The sequence below is a fragment of the Streptomyces sp. NRRL S-87 genome (genome assembly GCF_000719335.1).
Lineage (GTDB): Bacteria > Actinomycetota > Actinomycetes > Streptomycetales > Streptomycetaceae > Streptomyces.
Genome location: NZ_JOGB01000054.1, coordinates 21,722 through 42,196 on the forward strand (window position 1 = coordinate 21,722; position 20,475 = coordinate 42,196).

At 73.3% G+C, this 20,475-nt stretch carries 20 protein-coding genes; 15 read left to right on the plus strand and 5 right to left on the minus strand.

Features of this window, described 5'->3' with window-relative positions; genetic code table 11:
* Positions 1 to 3 precede the first annotated feature (3 nt).
* Positions 4 to 897, minus strand: a complete 894-nt coding sequence (locus tag IF43_RS0127655; RefSeq protein ID WP_078910503.1) for an adenosylcobinamide-GDP ribazoletransferase — start codon at positions 895 to 897, stop codon at positions 4 to 6.
* 83 nt (positions 898 to 980) lie between these two features.
* On the opposite strand from IF43_RS0127655, the gene IF43_RS0127660 reads away from it, so the two are divergent.
* Entirely contained in the window at positions 981 to 1,742 is a 762-nt protein-coding gene (locus IF43_RS0127660; RefSeq protein WP_030206374.1) for a hypothetical protein, read from the plus strand.
* 179 nt (positions 1,743 to 1,921) lie between these two features.
* Here IF43_RS0127660 and IF43_RS0127665 read toward each other — a convergent pair whose 3' ends face one another.
* Together IF43_RS0127665 and IF43_RS0127670 are read right to left on the minus strand one after the other, a co-directional pair.
* Positions 1,922 to 2,200: a hypothetical protein gene (locus IF43_RS0127665; RefSeq protein ID WP_030206376.1), complete on the minus strand. Its 279-nt coding sequence runs from the start codon at positions 2,198 to 2,200 to the stop codon at positions 1,922 to 1,924.
* A 76-nt stretch (positions 2,201 to 2,276) separates the two neighbouring features.
* Positions 2,277 to 3,068: a PspA/IM30 family protein gene (locus tag IF43_RS0127670; protein ID WP_078910504.1), complete on the minus strand. Its 792-nt coding sequence runs from the start codon at positions 3,066 to 3,068 to the stop codon at positions 2,277 to 2,279.
* Between the two features lie 281 nt (positions 3,069 to 3,349).
* On the opposite strand from IF43_RS0127670, the gene IF43_RS0127675 reads away from it, so the two are divergent.
* Entirely contained in the window at positions 3,350 to 3,958 is a 609-nt protein-coding gene (locus tag IF43_RS0127675) for a DUF3043 domain-containing protein (protein ID WP_234332558.1), read from the plus strand.
* Positions 3,959 to 4,404: 446 nt separating this feature from the next.
* Positions 4,405 to 5,127: a bifunctional 2-polyprenyl-6-hydroxyphenol methylase/3-demethylubiquinol 3-O-methyltransferase UbiG gene (locus IF43_RS0127680; RefSeq protein WP_030206383.1), complete on the plus strand. Its 723-nt coding sequence runs from the start codon at positions 4,405 to 4,407 to the stop codon at positions 5,125 to 5,127.
* A gap of 227 nt (positions 5,128 to 5,354) precedes the next feature.
* Here the strand turns inward: IF43_RS0127680 and IF43_RS0127685 are convergent, their stop codons facing one another.
* Positions 5,355 to 5,564 (minus strand): hypothetical protein, encoded by a 210-nt coding sequence (locus IF43_RS0127685; protein ID WP_030206385.1) that lies wholly within the window; start codon positions 5,562 to 5,564, stop codon positions 5,355 to 5,357.
* A gap of 105 nt (positions 5,565 to 5,669) precedes the next feature.
* Between IF43_RS0127685 and IF43_RS0127690 the strand changes: the two genes are divergently transcribed.
* The 11 genes from IF43_RS0127690 (at position 5,670) to IF43_RS0127740 (ending at position 18,339) form a co-directional block, all read left to right on the plus strand.
* The gene (locus tag IF43_RS0127690; protein ID WP_030206388.1) at positions 5,670 to 6,884 is read left to right on the plus strand and encodes a bifunctional adenosylcobinamide kinase/adenosylcobinamide-phosphate guanylyltransferase; all 1,215 of its coding nucleotides are present in this window, start codon (positions 5,670 to 5,672) and stop codon (positions 6,882 to 6,884) included.
* A 61-nt stretch (positions 6,885 to 6,945) separates the two neighbouring features.
* A complete protein-coding gene (gene cobT, locus IF43_RS0127695; RefSeq protein WP_030206391.1) occupies positions 6,946 to 8,007 on the plus strand; it encodes a nicotinate-nucleotide--dimethylbenzimidazole phosphoribosyltransferase in 1,062 nt (353 codons plus the stop codon).
* A 123-nt stretch (positions 8,008 to 8,130) separates the two neighbouring features.
* Positions 8,131 to 9,951 (plus strand): phosphatidylglycerol lysyltransferase domain-containing protein, encoded by a 1,821-nt coding sequence (locus IF43_RS0127700; protein ID WP_234332559.1) that lies wholly within the window; start codon positions 8,131 to 8,133, stop codon positions 9,949 to 9,951.
* Complete coding sequence (locus tag IF43_RS41820) at positions 9,948 to 10,667, plus strand: hypothetical protein (RefSeq protein ID WP_158939520.1); 720 nt, start codon at positions 9,948 to 9,950, stop codon at positions 10,665 to 10,667. Before IF43_RS0127700 ends, IF43_RS41820 begins: the two co-directional genes overlap by 4 nt.
* A gap of 9 nt (positions 10,668 to 10,676) precedes the next feature.
* A complete protein-coding gene (locus tag IF43_RS0127710) occupies positions 10,677 to 11,993 on the plus strand; it encodes a sensor histidine kinase (RefSeq protein ID WP_051796276.1) in 1,317 nt (438 codons plus the stop codon).
* A 109-nt stretch (positions 11,994 to 12,102) separates the two neighbouring features.
* Entirely contained in the window at positions 12,103 to 12,858 is a 756-nt protein-coding gene (locus tag IF43_RS0127715; protein ID WP_051796278.1) for a response regulator transcription factor, read from the plus strand.
* Between the two features lie 193 nt (positions 12,859 to 13,051).
* Positions 13,052 to 16,204 (plus strand): efflux RND transporter permease subunit, encoded by a 3,153-nt coding sequence (locus tag IF43_RS0127720; RefSeq protein ID WP_030206413.1) that lies wholly within the window; start codon positions 13,052 to 13,054, stop codon positions 16,202 to 16,204.
* Between the two features lie 241 nt (positions 16,205 to 16,445).
* Positions 16,446 to 16,838, plus strand: a complete 393-nt coding sequence (locus IF43_RS38320; protein ID WP_051796281.1) for a peptidoglycan-binding protein — start codon at positions 16,446 to 16,448, stop codon at positions 16,836 to 16,838.
* Between the two features lie 195 nt (positions 16,839 to 17,033).
* Positions 17,034 to 17,429, plus strand: coding sequence for a peptidoglycan-binding protein (locus tag IF43_RS38325; protein ID WP_051796284.1), 396 nt, complete (start codon positions 17,034 to 17,036; stop codon positions 17,427 to 17,429).
* A gap of 5 nt (positions 17,430 to 17,434) precedes the next feature.
* Complete coding sequence (locus IF43_RS0127735; RefSeq protein WP_030206427.1) at positions 17,435 to 17,887, plus strand: peptidoglycan-binding protein; 453 nt, start codon at positions 17,435 to 17,437, stop codon at positions 17,885 to 17,887.
* Positions 17,888 to 17,934: 47 nt separating this feature from the next.
* Complete coding sequence (locus IF43_RS0127740) at positions 17,935 to 18,339, plus strand: peptidoglycan-binding protein (protein ID WP_030206428.1); 405 nt, start codon at positions 17,935 to 17,937, stop codon at positions 18,337 to 18,339.
* Positions 18,340 to 18,433: 94 nt separating this feature from the next.
* Here IF43_RS0127740 and nadA read toward each other — a convergent pair whose 3' ends face one another.
* Positions 18,434 to 19,621, minus strand: coding sequence for a quinolinate synthase NadA (gene nadA, locus IF43_RS0127745; protein WP_030206429.1), 1,188 nt, complete (start codon positions 19,619 to 19,621; stop codon positions 18,434 to 18,436).
* A gap of 301 nt (positions 19,622 to 19,922) precedes the next feature.
* Between nadA and erpA the strand changes: the two genes are divergently transcribed.
* Positions 19,923 to 20,279 carry an iron-sulfur cluster insertion protein ErpA gene (gene erpA / locus IF43_RS0127750; protein WP_030206436.1) on the plus strand — a complete coding sequence of 119 codons (357 nt, stop codon included), beginning with the start codon at positions 19,923 to 19,925 and terminating at the stop codon, positions 20,277 to 20,279.
* Positions 20,280 to 20,475 lie beyond the last annotated feature (196 nt).

Here is a 20,475-nt window from a genome sequence, read left to right on the forward strand (position 1 = left end):
GCGTCAGCCCAGGGTGAGGACCACCAGTGCGGCGGTGGCGGAGGTCTCGGCGACCGCGCCGAAGACGTCCCCGGTGACGCCCCCGAAGCGGCGCACGCAGTGCCTCAGCAGCACCTCACCCGCGCCCAGCCCCACGAGCACCGCCCCACCCCCGCGGACCGCGGCCGCGACCCCGAGCGGCGCCGCGGCCGCCGCGGCCGCGACCAGGACGACGCCCGCCACCGCGAGAGCGGCACCCCGCGGCACCGCTCCGGCCACCGCCGCCCCGAGCCCCTCGGGCCGCGCCGCCGCCACGCCGGTGCGCGAGGCCAGCGTCAGGGCCAGCCGCGCGGTGGCGGCGGCCGTGGCCGCGCCGAGCGCGCCGTACGCCCAGCCGTCCCGGAACAGCTCGGCGACCGCCGCGACCTGGCCCAGCAGCAGGAACACCAGGGAGATCACGCCGAACGGTCCGATGTCCGATGCCTTCATGATCCGCAGGGCGTCCGCGGCCGGTTTCGCGCTGCCCAGCCCGTCCGCCGTATCGGCCAGCCCGTCCAGGTGCAGCCCCCGGGTCAGCGCCGCCGGCACCGCCACCGTCGCCACCGCCGCCAGCAGTGGCCCGGCGCCCAGCAGCAGGAGCGGCGCGCCCGCGGCCGCCGCGGCCAGGCCGACCACCAGCCCGGCGAGGGGGGCGCACAGCATGCCGGTACGGGCGGCCGGGCGGTCCCAGCGCGCGAGGCGGACGGGCAGCACGGTGAGCGTGCCGAAGGCGAAGCGCAGGCCGTCGGCGAGCGACGCGCGCTCACCGGGGGCCGGTGCGGGCGCGGGAGTCGGTGACGGCGGGGGACTCGGTGGAGGCGGAGGAGTCGGTGACGGCGGGGGACTCGGTGGAGGCGGAGGAGTCGGAGAATCGGTCATCGGCCGGAACGCTACCGGTTCGCCCTGCCGACGCGGCAGCCAGGTAAATTACCGCATATCTGCCGAAACGGGAGCTGGTGGTCATGGGGCACTGGTGGTATCGGAACATCGTCGAACCGGGCAAGCTCCCGCTCCTGATCGCCCTGGTGTCGTTCGTGACGTCGTTCCTGGTCACCCGCACCATCACGCGGCTGATCCGGGCCGGCAAGGGCCCGTTCCGCAACGTCACCCCCGGGGGGCTGCACGTCCACCACGTCGTCCCGGGCGTGGTCTTGGTGATCATCGGCGGCTTCGGTGCCATCAGCAGCGGCCACCACGGCTTCGGCGCGCTCCTGTCCGCCATGCTCTTCGGCCTCGGGGCGGGCCTGGTGCTCGACGAGTTCGCGCTGATCCTCCACCTCGACGACGTCTACTGGAGCGAGCAGGGCCGCAAGAGCGTGGAGATCGTCGTGCTCACTGCGGCGCTGGTGGCCCTGGTCCTGGGCGGCTTCCTCCCCTTCGGGGTCAACGACCTGACCCAGCACGAGCGGGCGAACCGCGGCCTGGTCGTGATGAACACGGCCACGAACTTCTTCCTGGCTCTGGTGGCCCTGTGGAAGGGCAAACCGCGCACGGCCCTGGTCGGCGTGCTCGTCCCGTTCGTCGCGCTGATCGGCGCCGTCCGGCTGGCCCGGCCCGGCTCCCCGTACGCGAAGCGGTTCTACGCGAAACGCCCGCGGGCCCGTGCGAAGGCGGGCCTGCGGGCGTACCGGCACGACAAGCGCTGGGTGGTGCCGCGGCGCAAGCTGCACGACTGGATCGGCGGGGCCCCGGATCCCCGGAAGGAGCCGGCCCGGCCGGGGTGACCCGGGCCGAGCCTGGGGTCGGTTCCGGGGGGATCGGGTTCTGGGGGCTGAGGGGCTGGGGGCTGGGTGAGTGAGGGCCGGGGGAGTGAGGGCTGGGGAGGCTGGGGGTCTGGGGAGTGAGGGCTGGGGAGGCTGGGGGTCTGGGGGAGTGAGGGCTGGGGAGGCTGGGGGTTCCCGGGTCAGCCCGGGATCAGTCCGTCGTCGCGCAGCATCTCCCGCACCTCCGCGAGGGTCGCGTCGGGTGCGGGCAGGATCAGTTCCGACGGCTCCAGCGCCTCGTCCGGCAGCGGCGAACCGAGCCTGCGGACCGCGTTCAGCAGGCCCTCCAGGGTCCGGCGGAAGCCGGCCTCGTCGCCGCCCTCCATCTCCCGCAGGAGCTCGTCGTCCAGCGCGTTCAACTCGGCGAGGTGGCTGTCGTCCAGCCTGACCTGGCCTTCCCCCATGATGCGGACAATCATGTCTGGCCTGTCCTCCCGCTGGTCGGGCCCGATCGGCGCCCCGGGACGTGCCCGGGGGCCAGGTCCGAGCCGGCTCTCAGTTCTTGTCGAACCGGTGCTGGTTCTGCTGCTGGTGCGACGGGTCGGCGGCGCCGCCCTCGATCGCCGGCTTGGCCGGGGACCCGCCCGCCAGCTCGGCCTTCATGCGCTGGAGCTCGAGCTCCACGTCCGTGCCGCCGGAGAGCCGGTCGAGCTCCGCCTGGATGTCGTCCTTGGGGCCGATGCCGCTGTGGTCGTCCAGCGCGCCCGAGGCCAGCAGCTCGTCGATGGCGCCCGCGCGCGCCTGCAGCTGCGCGGTCTTGTCCTCGGCCCGCTGGATCGCCAGGCCGACGTCGCTCATCTCCTCCGAGATGCCGGAGAAGGACTCCGCGATCCGGGTCTGCGCCTGGGCCGCGGTGTAGGTGGCCTTGATGGTCTCCTTCTTCGTGCGGAAGGCGTCCACCTTGGCCTGGAGCCGCTGTGCCGCCAGCGTCAGCTTCTCCTCCTCGCCCTGCAGCGTCTGGTGCTGCACCTCGAGGTCGCTGACCTGCTGCTGGAGCGAGGAACGCCGCTGCAGCGCCTCGCGCGCCAGGTCCTCGCGGCCCAGCGCCAGCGCCTTGCGGCCCTGGTCCTCCAGCTTGGCGGACTGGCTCTGGAGCTGGTTCAGCTGGAGTTCCAGCCGCTTGCGCGAGGTCGCGACGTCCGCGACGCCGCGGCGCACCTTCTGCAGCAGCTCGAGCTGCTTCTGGTACGAGTAGTCGAGGGTCTCGCGCGGGTCCTCGGCCCGGTCAAGGGCCTTGTTCGCCTTCGCGCGGAAGATCATCCCCATACGCTTCATGACACCGCTCATGGGCTTCGCGCGCCCCCTTCTAGACGACTGCAGAAGACTCTTCAGGTCCCGGACCCCAGCAGGACCCACACTACGGGCCCTGCCTCCATTACCGCACTGTTCGGGCCCCGATGCGCTCCTCCTGCAGGACGAGTGCGGCGGCCCGCGGATCACGCCTGAGGAGTAGGTGGTACCCGGACGGTGCGCGTACGGCGGGGAGGCCGGTCCGCAGTGATGAGGACGCCCGTCGTTGTCGGATCGTTCCCCGGGGCGCTGGGGTCTGTGCCGCACACCCCGTACCCTTGGGTTCTGTGTTTGGTAGCCGTTCCTCCAAGGAAGAGAAGGCGTCCACCGACAAGGTGACCGACGGCCTCTCCAATCAGACCCGCCACCCCGAGGCGCCCAAGGGCCGTCCGACGCCGAAGCGCGCCGTGGCCCAGTCGCAGCGCCGGGGGTCCGTGGCCTCAACCGGTGACCGCAAGGAGGACGCGAAGCGGGCGCGTGAGCGCCGTCGTGCCGACATGACCCGTCAGCGCGAAGCCCTGGCCAACGGCGACGAGCGCTATCTGCCGGCGCGTGACAAGGGCCCCGTGCGCAAGTTCGTCCGCGACTACGTGGACTCGCGCTACTCGGTGGCCGAGATGTTCCTGCCGCTCGCGGTGGTCATCCTGGTCCTCAGCATGGTCCGCGTCCCCGCGCTGCAGAACATCGCCCTGCTGCTCTGGCTCGCCGTGATCGCGCTGATCGTCCTCGACTCGATCGGCCTGTGGTTCCGGCTGGGCAAGGCCCTCAAGCAGCGCTTCCCGAACGAGCCGACGCGCGGCGCGGTTCCGTACGGCCTGATGCGCACGCTCCAGATGCGCCGACTGCGTCTGCCGAAGCCGCAGGTCAAGCGCGGGGAGAAGCCCTGACCGGGGCCGATACCGGGGCGGTGTCGGGTAGTGGGTCGGGCTTGGGTTCGGGTTCGGGTTCGGGTTTGAGCTTGGGTTCGGGTTCGGGCGCGGGTTCGGGTTTGAGCTTGGGTTCGGGCGCGGGTTCGGGTTCGGGTCTGAGCTCGGGTTCGGGTTCGGGCGCGGGTTCCGGTCCGCCGGTCCCTGCTCCTGCTGGTGTGGATCCCCGGATCGTGCCCGTGCAGGTCGGGCCGCCGGCCGTGCCCGTCGCGGCGGCTCCACACCAGGCCACGCCCGTGCCGGGCGTCATCTCCGTGCCCGCGCCCGCCTCCGCCCCGGCGGCCGAGTCCCTCGAGGCGGCCGGCGCCGGCCGGGGCGGTGCTCCGGTGCCGCTGCCGGCCCGTCCCACCGGCTTCGCCGGCGGGGCCGCGGCCTGGCTGGAAGGGCTCGGCGGCCTGCGCAACGTCGTGCGTCAGGAGCTCGTGGCCCGGCAGGTCGACGAGCAGATCGCGGCGCGCTACCCGGTGGGTCAGCGGCTGCGCGTCCTCGACGTCGGCATGGGCCAGGGCACGCAGGCCCTGCGGCTCGCCCGGGCCGGCCACAAGGTCACCGGCCTCGAAGCCGACCCCGACATGCTGCGGGTCGCCCAGGAGGCCCTGGCCGGCGAGCCCGCCGGCATCCGCGAGCGGGTGCACTTCCTGGAGGGCGACGGCCGGGACACCGGCGCGCACTTCCTGCCCGGCAGCTTCGACGTGGTGCTGTGCCACGGCGTACTGATGTACGTGCCCGAGCCGGACCAGATGCTCGCCGCGCTGGCCCGCATGCTGGCCCCCGGCGGCCTGCTGTCACTGCTGGTGCGCAACGGCGACGGCCTCGCCATGCGCGCCGGGCTGGGCGGGAACTGGGAGGGCGCGCTGGCCGCCTTCGACGCCACGGAGTACACCAACCGCATCGGGCTGTCCGCCCGCGCCGACCGGCTCGAAGGACTGACCTCGACCCTCGCGGGCATCGGGGCGCCGCTGCACGCCTGGTACGGGGTGCGGGTCTTCACCGACACCGTCGCCAACGACGAGCCGCTGCCGCCTGCGCAGGAGCTCGACCGGCTGCTCGCCGCCGAGGACCGGGCGGGGCGGACCGACCCCTATCGGGGGGTCGCCGCGTTGCTGCACGTGTGCGGGGTGCGGGGCTGAGGGCAGTTCGAGGCTGAGCGCAGTTCGAGGCTGAGCGCAGTTCGGGGCTGAGGACTGCGTAGCCCGCTTCGGGGACCGGCCGCTTCGTGGGTGCGGGCGGGGGCTTCGGCCGGCTCGCTTCGGGGGTGGGTCCCGTGGTGTGGCGGCCTGGGTCGGGGAAGCGCACATCACGCGTGCCGGTGGCCCGGCGCCCCTCCGCGGGGTGCCGGGCCACCGGTTTCAGGGCCTCAGGCCTCGGCGGCCGCGCTCAGCGACATCTTGTAGATCTCCGTGCTGTCCTCGAACAGCCGGACCTGCGCCGCGCCGCCCTCCAGCAGTTCCTTCCACACCTCGCCGATCCACGACTCGGCGTCCCCCTGCGTCGTGAACTCCTCGGGTTCCACCGCCGGGGCCGTCTCCGTGCCGTCCGCGGCCTCGAAACGCCAGATCCACGCCATGCCAGCCTCCTCTGCTCGTGTTCCGCTCGTGTCCGTACGCAGTGCAGCGTGATCGCAGCGTAGCCGGGCGCGCACGACTTGCGCCGACGCGGGAGGATCTTCCTCGTGGAACTGACTCTCCTCGGCACCGGCGCCCCTGACGGACTACCCCGGGCGGACTGCCCCTGCGCGGTGTGCGCCCTGTCCGTCGGCGAGCGGGCGCGGGCCGCCACCGCCCTGCTCGTGGACGGCGCGCTGCTGCTCGACCTCACCCCCGGAGCGGCGCTGGCGGCGGCCCGGGCCGGCCACTCGCTGGCGGGGGTCCGGCAGGTGCTGCTGACCCACCCGCACGAAGGTCCCGCCGTGGAGCTGCCGCCGGGGCTGCCGACCGCGGGGCGGGTGCCGGACGGGCGGGAGCTGGCGGTGATCAGCGGGCACCGGGTGCGGGCCGTGCCGATGGACGGGCCCGGCACCGGGTACGAGGTGACCGGGCCGGGCGGCGAGCGGCTGCTGTACCTGCCGCCCGGCGGGGCGCCCGCGGGGATGGGGTCGGAGGCCGGCGGGGTGCCGGTGGAGCCGTACGACATGGTCGTCGCGGACGTGTCGGGGCGGCCGGACGCGCTGGCCCGGCTGCGGGCGGCCGGGGCCGTGACCGCGGCCACCGACGTCGTGGCCGTGCACCTGGACCACGACGCTCCTCCGGGCGCGGAGCTGGACCGGCGGTTGGCGGCCGCCGGGGCGCGGAGCGTGCCGGACGGCAGCACGCTGGTGGTGGGCGAGTACCACGCGGTGCCGGACCTGCCGCGCCGCACCCTCGTGCTGGGCGGGGCCCGTTCGGGGAAGTCGGTGGAGGCGGAGCGGCGGCTGGAGGCCTTTCCCGCGATCGAGTACGTGGCCACCAGCGGCAGCCGGGAGGGCGATGCCGACTGGGCGGCCCGGGTGACCCTGCACCGGGACCGGCGGCCGGGCAGCTGGCGGACGACCGAGACGTGCGAACTGGTGCCGCTGCTGGCGAAGGACGGGCCGCCGCTGCTGATCGACTGCCTGGCCCTGTGGCTGACCGACGCCATGGACCGGGCCGGTGCCTGGGACGACGCGGTGTGGGAGGAGGGCGGGCGGCGCGCGCTGCGCGAGCGGGCGGCCGAGCTGGTGGCCGCGGTCCGGGCCACCCGCCGGCACGTGGTGCTGGTCTCGAACGAGGTCGGCTCCGGCGTCGTCCCGGCCACGGCGTCCGGCCGCCGCTTCCGCGACGAGCTGGGCCGCCTGAACGCCGCCGTCGCCGCCGAGTGCGAGCACGTCCTCCTGGTCGTCGCGGGCCAGGCCCTCGTGCTGCGCGGTTGAGGTTGCAAGCACCCTGCGGGCAGGGCGAGAAGGGCCGCGGGCACCCGGTACTGTTCGGCAAATGGACAGGCTGAACCTCGACGACTTCTCCGACCTGATCGAGCGCCCGGACGCGGGCGTGCGGCGTGACGCCGAAGAGCGGCGCGAGCGGCTGGCCGTACCTGCCGGAGCGCTGGGACGGCTCGACGAGCTCGCCGACTGGCTGTCCGCCGCCCAGGGCGCCGTACCGGTCCGCCCCGTCGAGCACCCCAAGGTCGTGCTGTTCGCCGCCGACCACGGCGTGGCCTCCCTCGGCGTCTCCGCCCGGCCCGCCGGCAGCGCCCACGAGCTGGTGCGCGCCGTGCTGGAGGGGGAGAGCCCCGTGGCGGTGCTGGCCCGCCGGCTGGGTGCGCCCGTACGGATCGTCGACGCCGCCCTGGACTGCGACCCGGAGCTGCTGCCCGAGGAGGTCGTCCGCCACCGGGTGCGCCGGGGCAGCGGCCGGATCGACGTCGAGGACGCCCTGACCGCGGACGAGGCCGAGGCCGCGCTGCGGCTCGGCATGGCCGTCGCCGACGAGGAGGCCGACGCGGGCACCGACCTGGTCGTCCTCGGCGACCTGAGCGTCGGCGGCACCACCGTGGCCGCCACCCTGATCGCCGCCCTGTGCGGAACCGACGCGTCGGTGGTCACCGGCCGCGGCGGCCGGCCCATCGACGACCTGGCCTGGATGCGCAAGTGCGCGGCGGTCCGCGACGCGCTGCGCCGGGCCCGCCCGGTGCTGGGCGACCAGCTCGAGCTGCTGGCCGCCGTCGGCGGTGCCGACCTGGCCGCGCTCACCGGCTTCCTGCTCCAGTGCGCGGTGCGGCGCACCCCGGTGATCCTGGACGGCGTGGTCTCGGCCGCGGCCGGGCTGGTGGCCCAGCGGGCCGCGTTCCGCTCCCCGGACTGGTGGCTGGCCGGCCAGGCCAGCGGTGAGCCGGCCCAGGCGAAGGCACTCGACCGGATGGCACTCAACCCTTTGCTCGACCACGGCGTCACAGTGGGAGAAGGCACCGGGGCGCTGCTCGCGCTCCCCCTCGTCCAGGCGGCCGCCGCACTCGCGGCGGAGCTCCCCGTCCGGACGGTGGAGGAGACGGGCTGAACGTCAGGGGAGCGGTCCCGACCAGGCCGCTCTCCCGCTCGCGGCTGAGCGACTCTCGAATCTGAGTGACTCTCACATGCGGCATGATGCCCCATATCATCGTTTTTCATGGGAGAAGTCCGCTTGGCTACCGTAGACACCGATCGTGCGCCCGGCCGCAGCCGGGAGCAGGTGCGGGGGGAGGACCGGGAGCCGGTCCGCAGCACTGCCCGGTCGCGCCGCAGCGCCTCTTTCGCGGTCTGGTACCTCCGTGCCGTCGCGTTCGTCAACTTCCTCAGCGCCGTCTGGGTCTCCTTCGGGGCCGACCTGCGCCGGCACAACGCCGACGACTACTTCACCCCGTACATGCTCACCGCGGGCTTCGCCTCGGGCATGTTCACCCTCTTCCTCGCGGTGACGATGCGTCGGCGCAAGCGGGCCTCCTGGATCCTGAACCTGGTCCTCAGCGGGCTGCTGCTCGTCGGGCTCGCGCTGACGCTGGTCTGGCCCGACCCGGACTTCGCCGACATCCGCCGCCACGCGCAGAACTGGGTCTCCCTGGTCCTGACCCTCGCCTTCGTCACGGCCCTGCTGGTCGGCCGGCGCGAGTTCTACGCCAAGGGCGACCGCTCCAACCCCAAGCTCGCCGCCGCCGTGGCCGTGCTCGGCCTGCTGGTCACCTCGCTCGTCGCCGCCCTCCTCGTCGGCGCCACCAACACCACGCCCGAGCACGCCGAGGCGTCCTTCATGCACCGCTGGCGGTACGGCGTGATGCGCCTGGTGACGCTGGCCGCGGACGACTCCTCGTACCCGGGCATCAACACCCCCGGCTGGGTGGACGTGGCCATCAACGTCCTGTCCACGCTGCTCCTGCTGGCCGTCCTGTACGCCGCCTTCCGCTCCCGCAGGGCCGTCGACCCGCTGACCGAGGAGGACGAGGAGCGGCTGCGCGCGCTGCTCGCCCGGCAGGGCGACCGCGACTCGCTCGGCTACTTCGCGCTGCGCCGCGAGAAGAGCGTCATCTGGTCCCCGACCGGCAAGGCCGCCATCGCCTACCGCGTCGTCGGCGGAGTCTCGCTGGCCTCCGGAGACCCCATCGGCGACCCCGAGGCCTGGCCCGGCGCGATCGAACCCTGGCTGGCCGAGGCCCGCGAGCACGGGTGGGTGCCGGCCGTCATGGGCGCGAGCGAGGAGGCCGGCACCGTCTATGCCCGGCACGGCCTCGACGCGCTGGAGCTCGGTGACGAGGCCATCGTCGAGACCGACGACTTCACCCTCGAGGGCCGGGCCATGCGCACCGTCCGGCAGGCCTTCAACCGCGTCAAGCGGGCCGGGTACGAGGTCCGCATCCGCCGCCACGCGGACATCCCGGCCGCCGAGATGGAGGAGCTGCTGCGGCGCGCCGACGACTGGCGCGACGGCGCGACCGAGCGCGGCTTCTCCATGGCGCTGGGCCGGCTGGGCGACCCCGGCGACGGGCAGTGCGTGATGCTGGAGTGCACGGACGCCGAGGGCAGGCTGCGCGCCGTGCTGTCCTTCGTGCCGTGGGGCCCCAAGGGCCTCTCCCTGGACCTGATGCGCCGTGACCGGGACTCCGAGAACGGCCTGATGGAGTTCATGGTCATCGAACTCCTGCAGCGTTCCCGGGAGATCGGCATCACCCAGGTCTCCCTCAACTTCGCCATGTTCCGCTCGGTCTTCGAGCGCGGCTCCCGCCTCGGCGCCGGCCCCGTGCTGCGCATGTGGCGGTCGCTGCTGAGCTTCTTCTCGCGCTGGTGGCAGATCGAGTCGCTGTACCGCGCCAACGCCAAGTACCGGCCGATCTGGGAGCCCCGGTTCATGCTCTTCGAGAAGAGCTCGGACCTGCTGCGCATCGGCATCGCCGCCGGTCGGGCCGAGGGCTTCCTCGAGGCTCCCGGCCTGCCCAAGTGGCTGCACCGCAAGCACCTGGAGACCAAGCGTTGAGGGACTTCGCACGCCGCGAATGGGGACCGCTCTACGTCACCGTTCGCGACGCGCTGACCGCCCGCCGCTGGCGGGCGGTCCCGATGACCCTGGGGGCCGTGGCCCTCACGTCCGTCTTCCAGATCGTCCAGAACCAGCCCTGGGGCTTCCGGCCCGTCCAGAACCTCGGGTCGGTGCACACCACCGACCCGCTGTGGGTGGCCCTGCTGCGCACCCCGCTCTCGCTCTTCGTGCCCGCCCTGGACCTGCCGGTGTGGGGCGCGCTCGCCCAGATACTGCTGGTCTTCGGCGTCGCGGAGATCTGCATCGGCTGGTGGCGGACCCTGCTGATCGGATACGTCGCCACGGTCGCCGGCACCACGTACGCGCGCATCGGCGTCGCCCTCGGACCGGAGCACCCGCTGGGCCTGCCCGCCTCGGACAAGCTGGTCAACGACACCGGCCCGTCGGCGGCCGTGGTGGGCCTGGCGGTGTACCTGTGCTGGCGCTACCGGGCGTACTGGACCGGCGGCCTGGTGGTGCTCGCGATGGTCGTCGAGGTGCTGGTCAAGGACAACCTGGCGGGCAAGGAGCACCTGGCGGCCATCGCCGCGGTGCTGCTCCTGATCGGTGCCCGGGTCGCCCTGCGCGGCACCCCGCCGCCGCCCCCTACCGTGCCCGCCCGGGCACCGGCGGGACCGGCCCCGCGGGACCGCGGGCCGAGCGGCAGGACGTAACGTGTCGGGATGAGCTCCCCCCTGGCCGCACCGGCACCCGGGCTGGACCCCACCCGGGCCTGGATGCGCGGCCACCGCACCGCGACCGACGCCGTCCTGGCCTTCGGCGTGCTCGTCGCCATGGTGCTGGGCTCCTTCGTCCAGCCGCCCGGCATCCACGAGGCGGCCACGTTCGGCACCCGCACCCCGGACCTGCCGAGCGTCGTCCTCATGCTCGTCGGCGCCGCGGCCCTGGTGCTGCGCCGCCGCCGGCCCATGGCCGTGCTCGCGGCCACCGGCGCGGTCTCCCTCGTGGAGCTGTTCACCGGCGAGCCGCGCGCCCCCGTCGCGATGAGCGCCGTCGTCGCGCTCTACACGGTCGCCGCCCGCACCGACCGGCCCACCACCTGGCGGGTCGGGCTGGTCACCATGACCTGCCTGACCGCGGTCGCCATGCTGGTCGGCCCGCTGCCCTGGTACGCCCAGGAGAACCTCGGCCTGTTCGCCTGGACCGGCATGGCCGCGGCCGCCGGCGACGCCGTCCGCAGCCGCCGCGCCTTCGTCGACGCGATCCAGGAGCGGGCCGAGCGGGCCGAGCGCACCCGCGAGGAGGAGGCCAGGCGCCGGGTCGCCGAGGAGCGGCTGCGCATCGCCCGCGACCTGCACGACGTGGTCGCCCACCACATCGCCCTGGTCAACGTGCAGGCCGGGGTGGCCGCGCACGTCATGGACAAGCGCCCCGACCAGGCCAAGGAAGCGCTGGCCCACGTACGGGAGGCCAGCCGGTCGGCGCTGAACGAGCTGCGGGCCACCGTCGGGCTGCTGCGCCAGTCCGGCGACCCCGCCGCCCCGACCGAACCGGCGCCCGGCCTGGCCGTGCTCGACGAGCTCGTCGACACCTTCCGGCACGCCGGGCTGCCGGTGGTGGTGGCCCGGGACGAGCAGGCGCTGCCGGCGGCGGTGGACCTGGCGGCGTACCGGGTCATCCAGGAGGCCCTGACCAACGTCCGCAAGCACGCGGGGACCGGGGCCCGGGCCGAGGTCAGCGTGGTCCGCGTCGGCCGGACCGTCGAGATCACCGTCCTCGACAACGGCGGCGACCCGGCCGACCCCGCCCCGGAGGGTCCGGGCGGCGCGGCGGGCAGGGACGCCCGGACCGCCGACGAGGCGGCGGGTGCAGCGGCCGCGCCGGACGGCGGGGGCCACGGTCTGCTCGGCATGCGCGAGCGCGCCACCGCCCTGGGCGGCACCTGCACCGCCGGGCCGCGCTACGGCGGCGGCTACCGCGTGCACGCGGTCCTGCCGGTGGACGGCGCCCCGGCGCCGGCCGCGGTGGACGCGCACTGACCCCCGCGCCCGCCCCGCCGGATCGCGAGTCGTCCGCCCGGCGCGGGGCTGCCCGGCCGGGGGGAGGCCCGGCCGGGAGAGGCGTGCGGCGGCTGCTTAGGGTGGGGCCATGACTGCGGAAGCGGACCACGGGCTCGCGGGCGCCGACCGGACCGAGCGCCGGATCAGGGTCGTACTCGCCGACGACCAGGCCCTGTTGCGCAGCGCCTTCAAGGTGCTGGTCGACTCCGAGCCCGACATGGAGGTGGTCGGCGAGGCCTCCGACGGGGCGCAGGCCGTCGAGCTCGCCCGTACCCGGCAGGCCGACGTCGTGCTGATGGACATCCGCATGCCGGGCACGGACGGACTGGCCGCCACGCGGATGATCAGCGCCGACCCGGAGCTCTCCGGGGTCCGGGTCGTCATGCTCACCACCTTCGAGGTCGACGAGTACGTCGTGCAGTCGCTGCGGGCCGGCGCCTCCGGGTTCCTCGGCAAGGGCGCCGAGCCCGAGGAGCTGCTGAACGCCGTCCGGATCGCCCACGCGGGGGAGGCGCTGCTGTCCCCGGCCGCCACCAAGGGCCTGATCGCCACGTTCCTGCGCCACACCGGCGGGCTGGCCGCCGGTGACGACGGCGACGGACCGGGCGGGGGAGCGGGCCGGCACGCCGAGCGGCTCGCCGCCCTGACCGGGCGCGAGCGCGAGGTGCTGGTGCTCGTCGCCGCCGGGCTCTCCAACGACGGGATCGCCGACCGGCTGGAGGTCAGCCCCCTCACCGTCAAGACCCACGTGAACCGGGCCATGGCCAAGCTCGGCGCCCGCGACCGGGCCCAACTGGTCGTCATCGCCTACGAGTCGGGCCTGGTACGCCCCCGCGTGGACTGATTCCCTCCGCCCACCCCGACGCAGGGGAGGAGTACACCTCCGTACTCCAAACGCGGTATGCGCGAGATAAGGAAAGGGACCTGCGGGCGAGGAAGCGGGCCGCCCCGATGGCGGAGGGTGGACGGTGACCGGCGCTCCGTCGGCCGCGTACGACGTCCTGCCCGACCCGCCACGGAAGAGAGACCCACCACCCATGTCCTGGCTGTCCCGCTTCAGCCTCGCGCAACGGGCCTTGATCGGGCTCGTCTCGATCGTCGCGCTCGTCTTCGGCGCGATCGCCATCCCGCAGCTCAAGCAGCAACTGCTGCCGTCCATCGAACTGCCCATGGTGTCGGTCCTCGCGCCCTACCAGGGCGCCTCCCCCGACGTGGTCGAGAAGCAGGTCGTCGAACCCCTCGAGGAGACCATCAAGGGCGTCGACGGCCTCACCGGCGTCACCTCCACCGCCAGCGAGGGCAACGCCCTCATCATGGCGACGTTCGACTACGGCGACGAGGGCACCAAGCAGCTCGTCGCCGACGTCCAGCAGGCCGTCAACCGGGCCCGCGCCCGCCTGCCCCAGGACGTCGACCCCCAGGTCGTGGCCGGCTCCACCGACGACATGCCGACCGTCGTGCTCGCCGTCACCTCCGACAAGGACCAGCAGGCGCTGGCAGACCAGCTCGAGCGCACCGTCGTCCCCGCCCTCGACGACGTCGACGGCGTCGGCACGGTCACCGTCTCCGGCGTCCAGGACCTCCAGGTCACCGTCACCCCGGACACCGCCAGGCTCGCGGCCGCCGGCCTCGACGTCCAGGCCCTCACCCAGGGCCTCCAGGCCGGCGGGGTCAGCATCCCGGCCGGCTCCTTCGACGAGCAGGGCCAGAACCGCACCGTCCGCGTCGGCGGCGGCTACACCTCGCTGGCCCAGATCCAGGACCTGCGCCTGACCGCCGGCCCCGGCAGGCCCGCCGTCCGCCTCGGCGACGTCGCGGCCGTCGAGCAGGAGCAGTCCACCCCGGTCTCCCTGACCCGTACGAACGGCAAGCCCAGCCTGGCCGTCGTCGTCACCATGGACAAGGACGGCAGCGCCGTCGCCATCTCCGACGCGGTCAAGGACAAGCTGCCGCAGCTGCGCGCCGACCTCGGCTCCGGCGCCGAGCTGACCGTGGTCAGCGACCAGGGCCCGGCCGTCTCGAAGTCCATCTCCAGCCTCACCACCGAGGGCATGCTGGGCCTGGCCTTCGCGGTCGTCGTGATCCTGGTCTTCCTCGCCTCGCTGCGCTCGACCCTGGTCACCGCGGTCTCCATCCCGCTCTCCGTGGTCCTCGCCCTGATCGTGCTGTGGACCCGCGACCTCTCGCTCAACATGCTGACCCTGGGCGCCCTGACCATCGCCATCGGCCGCGTCGTCGACGACTCGATCGTGGTGCTGGAGAACATCAAGCGCCACCTCGGCTACGGCGAGGAGCGCGAGAGCGCCATCATCACCGCCGTGAAGGAGGTCGCCGGCGCGGTCACCTCCTCCACCCTCACCACGGTCGCGGTCTTCCTGCCGATCGGCCTCGTCGGCGGCATGGTCGGCGAGCTCTTCGGGTCGTTCTCCCTGACCGTCACCGCGGCCCTGCTGGCCTCGCTGCTGGTCTCCCTGACGGTCGTCCCGGTCCTGTCGTTCTGGTTCCTGCGCGCCCCCAAGGGCACGGCGCAGGACCCCGACGAGGCCCGCCGCGCGGCCGAGGAGAAGGAGGCGCGCAGCCTGCTCCAGCGCGCCTACGTCCCGGTGCTCCGCTTCGCCACCCGCCGCCGCCTCACCAGCGTCGTCCTCGCCCTCGTGGTGCTGGTCGGCACCTTCGGCATGGCCCCGCTGCTGAAGACCAACTTCTTCGACCAGGGCGAGCAGGAGGTCATGTCCGTCAAGCAGGAGCTGCCGGCCGGCACCTCGCTGGCCGCCTCCGATGCGGCCGCCCGCAAGGTCGAGAAGGTCCTGGACTCCGTCGAGGGCGTCAAGGACTACCAGGTCACCGTCGGCTCCTCCGGCTTCCTCGCGGCCTTCGGCGGCGGTACGGGCTCCAACCAGGCCTCGTACCAGATCACGCTGAAGGACTCGGCCACCTTCGAGGACACCCGCGACCGCCTCCAGGCGGAGCTGGCGAAGCTGGACGGCGTCGGCACCACGAACATCGCCGCCGGCGACGGCTTCGGCAACCAGAACCTCAAGGTCGTCGTCAAGGCCGGCGACGCCGCCGTCCTGAAGAAGGCCGCCGACCAGGTGCGCGGCGCGGTCGCGGGCCTGAAGAACGTCGCCGACGTCGAGAGCGACCTGTCCCAGTCCGTCCCCCGGATCTCCGTCACCGCCACCCCGAAGGCCGCGGAACTCGGCCTGAACCAGGCCGCCCTGGGCCAGATCGTGGCCCAGGCCGTGCACGGCAGCCCGGTCGCCAAGGCCGTCCTCGACGACACCGAGCGCGACATCGTCATCCGCTCCGCCCGCCCGGCCGCCACCATGGCCGAACTCAGGGCCCTGCCCGTGGGCCCGGCGAAGCTCGGCGACATCGCGAAGGTCGAACTCGTGCCCGGCCCGGTGTCCATGACCCGCATCGACGGCGCCCGCGCCGCCACCATCACGGCCCGCCCGGTCGGCGACAACACCGGCGCGGTCAGCTCGGCCCTCCAGACCGAGCTGAAGACGCTGGACCTCCCCGAGGGCGCCACCGCCTCCATCGGAGGCGTCTCCGAGGACCAGGACGACGCGTTCGCCTCGCTGGGGCTGGCGATGCTCGCGGCCATCGCGATCGTCTTCATGCTGCTGGTGGCCACCTTCAAGTCCCTGGTGCAGCCGCTGATCCTGCTGGTGTCCATCCCGTTCGCCGCCACCGGCGCGATCGGCCTGCTGATCGTCACGGGCACGCCGATGGGCGTCCCGGCGATGATCGGCATGCTGATGCTCATCGGCATCGTGGTCACCAACGCCATCGTCCTCATCGACCTCGTCAACCAGTACCGGGCGCAGGGCCTGGGCGTGGTCGAGGCCGTGGTCGAGGGCGGCCGCCACCGGCTCCGCCCGATCCTGATGACCGCCCTGGCGACGGTCTTCGCCCTGCTGCCGATGGCCCTCGGCGTCACCGGCGAGGGCGGCTTCATCTCGCAGCCGCTGGCCGTGGTCGTCATCGGCGGCCTGGCCACCTCGACCCTGCTGACGCTGCTGCTGGTCCCGACGCTCTACGCGGTGGTCGAGCTCCGCAAGGAGCGCCGCCGCGCGAAGCGGGCCGCGAGGCGCGCCGCCAAGTCCGGCACGGTCCCGGCCCCGTCGTCCGCGTCCGACGACGCGGACGGTGCGGACGACGCGTCGGAGCCGGTCACGGTCTGACCCGCTCCGGCCACCCGAAGGCCCCGGTCCACCTCGCGGTGGGCCGGGGCCTTCCCCGTTCCGGAGCGGGACGGCCGGGTCGGTACGCGGCCCCGGACGGGACGTCCCAGGGACGAGCGGCCGGGCCCGGGCCCTGAGCTGGCTGGACGCCCGTCCCGCGCGTCCCGGGACGGATGGGATGCAGGAGGCCGCCGCGCCCCGTGTGGCAGCTTTTCGCTGTCCCCAGCGAAAGGCTCTCGACATGCGCATCCCCCGCCCCGCCAAGGGCGTCACCTCGCTCCTCCTCGCGGCCGTCGCCGCCGGCTCCCTGCTCGCCTCCGCGCCGGCCGCCCAGGCGGACGACTCCGCGTACAAGCTCTGCAAGGACGAGTACGGCACCCGCACCTCCCCGCACGGCTACACCATCCCGAAGTACGACTACTCCGTCGGCGACGCCGACGTCTGCGTCTCCGCACTCCAGGAGCTCGTCGCGGCGTACGGCCTGACCTCGTGGGAGCAGAGCGGCGGCACCTTCGTCGACGGCAAGTTCGGTGCCCGTACCGACTCGGCCATCCGCCGGTTCCAGAGCAACCACAGCCTCCAGGCCGACGGCATCGTGGGGCCGCGTACCTGGGAGAAGCTCCTGACGGGCTGAGTCCCGCCCGGTGCGCGCCAGGCCATTCCGCGGCCCGGTCCCGCCTCCGGTTCCCCTCCGGCCCCGCCTCCGTCCCGGCCCCGCCTCCGTCCCGGCCCCGCCTCCGTCCCGGCCCCGCCTCCGTCCCGGCCCGCCTCCGTCCCGGCGCCGCCTCTCCCTCCCTCTCCCTTCCTCACCGTCAGGAGAAGCTCCTCCATGTCCACGTCGCGCCGCGTCCGCCCCCTGGCGGCCCTCGCGCTCGCCGCGTCCGCCGTCGGCTCGCTGCTGGTGACGGCCCCCGCCGCCTCTGCCAGCAGCTACCGCGACGCCTGCCTCGACAGCGTCGGCACCCGCACCAGCGCAAACGGCTGGGTCATCCCCGCCCGCAACTTCCAGTACGGGTCCAGGGGCGTGTGCGTACGCGAGATCCAGCTCGACCTCCTCTCGCTCGTCGATGTCGACGACGCAGACGTCGACGGCTTCGTCGACGGCATCTTCGGCACGAAGACCGACGACTACGTCAAGGAGTTCCAGAGCAAGGCCCACCTGCAGCCCGACGGCGTCGTCGGCCCCAGGACCTGGGAAGCGCTCATCTCCCGGACCACGGACTGATCGCCATGACGAACCAGACAGCGGCGAACGACACGGCCCGGGCGGCGACGCACACCCCCGCGCGCCGGCGCATGATCCGGGCGGGCGCGCTCGCCGCGTCCGCCGCGGCCCTCCTCGGAGCTCTGGCCGCCGCCCCCGCCCAGGCCAGTTGGGGCGGTGAACTGCAGGCGTGCAAGGACGCCTACGGCTCGCAGTACTACATGGGCTGGGACATCCCCACCGTGGTGCTGCGCAAGGGCTCGTCCGGGGTGTGCGTCCGCGAGCTCCAGGAGGAACTGCTCGAGGCGGGCGCGGTCCGCAGCGAGGACCAGCCCGGTTTCATCGACGGCGCCTTCGGCCCCAAGACGTACAACGCGGTCGTGAACTTCCAGCGCCGCGCCTTCGGCGAGGCCGGCACGGACGGCGTCGTCGGGCGCAACACCTGGCACCACCTGATCGCCACCGTCTACTTCGAGTAGTCCGGGGGCGGCCCCGCCCGCCCCCGCCCACCGAGAGGAACACCCGCATGAACCCCCTCAGGCGTACGGCGACCCGCGCCGGGGTCCTGGGCGCGACGCTGCTCATGGCCGTCGGGTTCGCCGTCCCGCAGGCGTCGGCCCAGGCCGGCTACCTGGAGACGTGCACCAACCAGGTCGGCACCCGCTGGGCCCCCAACGGCTGGCCCGTCCCGGCCGTGACCCTCTCCCGGGGCTCGCGGGGCGACTGCGTGCGGGCGCTCCAGTGGGCGCTGGTCCGCACGGCGTTCGTCAGCTCCGGCGACGCCCCGACGTTCATCGACGGCGACTTCGGGCCCAGGACCGAGGCGGCCGTGCTGCGGTTCCAGTCGGCGTACCCGGACCAGACCGGCGGCCCGGACGGCATCGTCGGCGTCAAGACCTGGGGCTTCCTCCTCCCGGCCGCCCAGGGCTAGCGGTACGGACGGTCAACTCCCGGCGTTCGGGGGAGGACGCGCGAAAGGGGCACCCGATCGATCCGATCGGGTGCCCCTTCCGTATGGGCGAGGCCTACGGCAGCGCCAGCATCCGCTCGAGCGCCAGCTTCGCGAAGCTCTCGGTCTCCTTGTCGACCTGGATCTGGTTGACGAGGTTGCCCTCGGCCAGGGACTCCAGCGCCCACACCAGGTGCGGCAGGTCGATGCGGTTCATCGTGGAGCAGAAGCAGACCGTGCGGTCGAGGAAGACGACTTCCTTGCCCTCGGGGGCGAATCGGTTCGCCAGCCGCTTCACGAGGTTCAGCTCCGTGCCGATGGCCCACTTCGAGCCGGCCGGGGCGGCCTCCAGCGCCTTGATGATGTACTCCGTCGAGCCGACGTAGTCCGCGGCCGCGACGACCTCGTGCTTGCACTCGGGGTGCACCAGCACGTTGACGCCCGGGATGCGCTCGCGCACGTCGTTGACCGAGTCGAGGCTGAACCGGCCGTGCACCGAGCAGTGCCCGCGCCACAGGATCATCTTCGCGGCGCGCAGCTCCTCGGCGGTCAGGCCGCCGTTCGGCTTGTGCGGGTTGTAGACCACGCAGTCGTCCAGCGACATGCCCATGTCGCGGACGGCGGTGTTGCGGCCCAGGTGCTGGTCCGGGAGGAAGAGCACCTTCTCGCCCTGCTCGAAGGCCCACTCCAGGGCCTTCTTCGCGTTGGACGAGGTGCAGATCGTGCCGCCGTGCTTGCCGGTGAAGGCCTTGATGTCGGCGGAGGAGTTCATGTACGAGACGGGCACCACCTGCTGGGCGATCCCGGCCTCGGTGAGCACGTCCCAGCACTCGGCGACCTGCTCGGCGGTGGCCATGTCGGCCATCGAGCAGCCGGCGGCCAGGTCCGGCAGGACCACCTTCTGGTCGTCCGTCGTCAGGATGTCCGCCGACTCGGCCATGAAGTGCACGCCGCAGAAGACGATGTACTCCGCCTCCGGCTTGGCCGCCGCGTCGCGGGCGAGCTTGAAGGAGTCACCGGTGACGTCGGCGAACTCGATGACCTCGTCGCGCTGGTAGTGGTGGCCGAGGATGAAGACCTTGTCCCCGAGCTTCTCCTTGGCCGCGCGGGCGCGCTCCACCAGGTCCGGGTCGGACGGCGACGGCAGGTCGCCGGGGCACTCCACGCCGCGCTCGCTCTTGGGGTCGGCCTCGCGGCCGAGCAGGAGCAGGGCGAGAGGTGTGGGCTGGACGTCGAGGTCCTGCCGGGTCTGGGCGGTGGTCACGAGACACGCACCCTTTCTGTTCTGCGGAATGTCTGTTCCGCTGAGCTCACTTCTCGTCTACTTGACGCTATCTATCATAACTGCTTCACGTCAGTTTGACGATGGCGATAGTGTCGATGTGACGAATTCGCAGGGCTCGGCCGCGCGGCTCCACCGTCGCGCGAGGGTGTGCGAGCATGAATATCTGACACAAGCGTCAGGCCCGGAATGAATCCGCGGCCCCGTCGGTTCAACCCGACGGCAAGAGTCCGACGTTTCCCTGCCCCGGCGGGGAGCCGCCCCACTTCGGGAGTGAATGCAGATGTCCGTTCAGGACGAGAAGACCACTGTGAGCGACGGCATCCTCCTGACCGACGCCGCCGCGGCCAAGGTCAAGGCCCTGCTGGACCAGGAAGGCCGCGACGACCTGGCGCTCCGCGTCGCCGTCCAGCCCGGTGGCTGCTCCGGCCTGCGCTACCAGCTCTTCTTCGACGAGCGCTCGCTCGACGGTGACGTCGTCAAGGACTTCGACGGCGTCAAGGTCGTCACCGACCGCATGAGCGCCCCGTACCTGGGCGGCGCCTCGATCGACTTCGTCGACACCATCGAGAAGCAGGGCTTCACGATCGACAACCCGAACGCCACGGGCTCCTGCGCCTGCGGCGACTCCTTCAGCTAAGCCGTCTCCGTCCAGGAGCGGCCCTGAAGAGGGCCTCAAGCACACGCCGAGGGCGGTCGTACCGGACGAACTCCGGTACGACCGCCCTCGGCGTTTCGTGGGGGTGGGTGGGTGGGTGGCTGGGTGCGGGCCGGTGGGTGTCGTCCCGCGGGTGCTGGCCCGCGGGTGCCGTCCCCCGGGTGCCGGCCGGGTTGCG